Here is a 3,475-nt window from a genome sequence, read left to right as displayed (position 1 = left end):
TTGATCGTCTGTCACCCATTAACCATGAGTGGTGCACTTATTATCTGAATTCGGGCTTCTACGTAATCAGTTGATTTGTATGTGCTATCTCCATTGTAACTGAGGTTGATATCATGTCCTTCAAGTTCGTAAAATACTGAAAATGATGATGTGGTTAAGGTGCTTACAATTTTGTATTTCATTAATTAAATCCTTTTTCAAATTAATAAAATTAATAGTGCATAAGTTAGAGGGCTTACTTTTTCAGTGTAACTATACTTAATCTGTGTGAACACTTGCTGCGTACACATACTTTATGTGTTGGTTGTTTTTTAATCAAGTTGTTTGGGTGTCTATTTGTATCGGTGAGGAGAAAATCTATACGGCTTGGAAATCATTTCGTCAATATCTCGTGAAAATCGTATCAATAAACTTAAATACAACCCCTGTGCTTGTATTCTGCCGCCCATTCTTTAAAACGTTTTTCGTCGCGCTCAGCAGTCTTAGCTCGCCTTTCTAGTGTTTTATTCGAAACGGGCTTTGGCTTAGCTTTATCGAAAGTTACACCTGATAATTCGTCGGCAAACATCTCAGGTCTTACATGACTGTAATGTTGTTCAATCATGGCAACACTAGTACCACACTGTTTAGCAATAACGTCCATGCTTGTGCCTGCCAGCAGTTGCCATGTAATGTATGTGTGGCGTAACGAGTATAGTGTCCTTGGTACATCTGAATGCGTTTTAAGGTTGTTATTCTGAAGAACCTTTTCAAATGCCTTGCCTAACTGTGGTGTTGTTTCACCGTTAGCCAATCGGAATAATTTTTGACTTGGTGTTCTATGTGGAAACCGTTCGCGGAGTCGGGATATCGCGCCAATGACATCTTTTTTGCAGACGATTTTTCGTGTGCCAGTGTGTTTAGTTGTTTTACCTTTGCGTACGTTGATAAAGAACTGTGCTTTACTTCCTTGGGCTTTTAGTTCTATATCACCCCAGGTGATGCTTTCCATCTCTGTGCCCGGACGGATGCCGGTATTTACTGCAATCTCACAGTAATCATAAAGCAGCTCTCTGATTTGCCTTGTCTTCTCGGTGTGAGCGTTACGTTCACTTTCGTAAATACCATCAATTACAGCGTCATACTCTTCTTCTGAGAATGCGGCTCGGCGTGTTCCAGATTTACCTTTCGACGACAATACTGGCACTTGTATCGGTATCATCCACTTGTGTTCAATAGCTTCTTTAAACACTAAGTTAAGCGCAGCATTATGGGTCTTTAACGTTGATGAAGCCGGTGTTCTGCCGAATTGTTTAATACGCCACTCATCAAATTTTTTAATGGCGTCTTGGTCTATCGATGTAACGTATGTTCTGTCAAAGTAGGGGATGTGATATTTGCGGAGAGCTAGGGAGTAGTCATGACGAAATTTCTTTTCGGTATTTTTGTTCCCTTCCTGGCTCTCTATAAAGTCAATCAAGGTCTCAGGGATTCGTTCCTTGGGTTTTTCAGGAGAGGTGACATTAAGCTCTCGTTCAAGTTTTTCAATAACTCTTTCCGCTACATACCGGAATCTTTTGCTTTGAACTAGCGTTTTGGTTTCGATTCGGATTTCGTGGTCGAGAAATATTCGATGTGCCATAGCGATGGCTTCGTCTTTATCTTTCTTTTTAGTTGATTTGCAGTACCACGTATTGAACAGTACAAATCGCGCATACCAACGTTCGCTGTTATCTTGTTTGAAGATGTACAGCGTGTCGTTTATGTCATGTCTAGCAATCTGTTTAGCCATGCTGCTAGTAGAACAGGTTATATGTTGATTTGCAAAGAATTTGCAAAGCTATTTTATGTTTTAATTAGGTTTTTGATTTATATCATTTTTATGGCTAAGCTGTCTATTGAAAATCCGCGTGTCGGTGGTTCGATCCCGCCTCTGGGCACCATTCTTAGAAGCCTCGCGTAAGCGGGGCTTTTTTGATTCCGGAACCTGAAAATACCATCCGTTCCGGCGCCTTACCTAAAAAATGAAAAGCACGGCAATGAGCGGAAAAATAACTGCTGTGACTGCCAGAGCCAGAATCCACTCCCGTCTTTCATCAGCTGCCATTTGCTTTTTATGCTCTTCCCAGGTTTTCATTTCCGTCTCCGGTGGTGTCATTACTTTTAAGTTAGCATACTTTTTAATCACAAAGTAATATCGCGACAGCCTCTGTGCTATAGTGTGCATCGCATCACGCATCTCTTCATTTTTTATTTCAAAGGTTCTTCTATGATTCATCCCCGTTATGCACCGGTGGTTTTTGCATTATTCATGGCTTTCTTTATGTCCGGCATTATGTCGCTGGTAGTAACAACAATTAATATCGGTTTTACAGACGTGCTGATTGTTAGCTGGCTGAATTCCTGGCCGCTGACGTTTGCCATCGCTTTTCCTGTGATTATGGTGGTGTCGCCGGTAGTCAAGCGCATCGTTATGCGCCTTGTGGCAACAGAGGTGGCTGCGCAGAGGTGAAGGGTTAACCCGGCAGTAACGCCAGTGCTGCGAGTAAGGTCATGATGATAACCAGCCAGCGGTAGTGAGCTTCACTGATACGTTTTACCAGCCAGATCCCGCAATATACCCCTGCAATGATGAGTGGCAGTGCGAGCAAATTCAATTTCAGGCTTTCCCAACTGATGGTCTCCCACACAAAAACATGAAAAGGGACTTTAAACAGGTTGATGACAAGGAAAAACCAGGCAGCAGTACCAATAAATACATTTTTAGGTAACCGCATACTCAGCAGGTAAACAGCCATCACAGAGCCGGCCAGATTGCCCACCATAGTGGTGAATCCCCCCATGACACCGGTCAGCAGAGCAAACGTCGTATTATCAGGTACGTCGGCTTTTCGCTTTTCCAGCCATAGCATTAACGCCACACTGGCGAAAATAATCACCGCCATGACCCGCATGAACATACCGTCGTCGATGTGGTCGCCCAGCCACGTGCCAAGCAATACTCCGGCAATCGCAGGAGGAAACAGTTTCATCAGAAACTGCCAGTTTGCGTGTCTGTGATAGTGATAGACTGCAAAAACATCAGCGGCAATCAGCATTGGCAGCATGATGCCGGAAGAACCTTTTCCGCCGAACAGTATGGCAAGTAAGGGAACTGACAGCAGAGATGTACCATGGATGCCGGCCTTGGCCAGACCGACCATAAAGCCAATTGCCAGCACGATACTGATGTCTGTAAATGAAAGTTGTTCGATAAACAAAAAGAAGCTCCTCAGATTGACTTCTCTGACGAAGAATAAAAAAGCGTCAGCGTTGAGGCGGGGATGAAAAAATAAATTATAAAGCACTTACAACAGGGAACAAACCATGAAACGAATGAAGAGCAAACGACTCGCGTGCAGCATAGCAGTGCTGCTTGCCCTCTCTGTATCGCAGGCCATGGCGACTCCGGGTTATTACCGTGAACCGGTTTTGCATAATGACCAGCTGATATTCA

General features: G+C 43.4%; 4 protein-coding genes. 1 reads left to right on the top strand and 3 read right to left on the bottom strand.

Going from position 1 to position 3,475, the window contains the following annotated elements; translation table 11 throughout:
- Positions 1–412 precede the first annotated feature (412 nt).
- A complete protein-coding gene (locus AC4PME_RS20525) occupies positions 413–1,771 on the bottom strand; it encodes a tyrosine-type recombinase/integrase (protein WP_491529752.1) in 1,359 nt (452 codons plus the stop codon).
- A gap of 225 nt (positions 1,772–1,996) precedes the next feature.
- Complete coding sequence (locus AC4PME_RS20520; protein ID WP_491045213.1) at positions 1,997–2,257, bottom strand: hypothetical protein; 261 nt, start codon at positions 2,255–2,257, stop codon at positions 1,997–1,999.
- On the opposite strand from AC4PME_RS20520, the gene AC4PME_RS20515 reads away from it, so the two are divergent.
- Positions 2,249–2,491, top strand: coding sequence for a DUF2798 domain-containing protein (locus AC4PME_RS20515; RefSeq protein WP_119502841.1), 243 nt, complete (start codon positions 2,249–2,251; stop codon positions 2,489–2,491). The genes AC4PME_RS20520 and AC4PME_RS20515 overlap by 9 nt on opposite strands.
- A gap of 4 nt (positions 2,492–2,495) precedes the next feature.
- Here AC4PME_RS20515 and AC4PME_RS20510 read toward each other — a convergent pair whose 3' ends face one another.
- Positions 2,496–3,239, bottom strand: coding sequence for a sulfite exporter TauE/SafE family protein (locus tag AC4PME_RS20510; RefSeq protein WP_332311119.1), 744 nt, complete (start codon positions 3,237–3,239; stop codon positions 2,496–2,498).
- Positions 3,240–3,475 lie beyond the last annotated feature (236 nt).

The organism is Alteromonas sp., assembly GCF_984505615.1.
The sequence above is the reverse complement of the archived record's forward strand: the minus strand, read 5'-3'. Positions and strand labels throughout refer to the sequence as shown.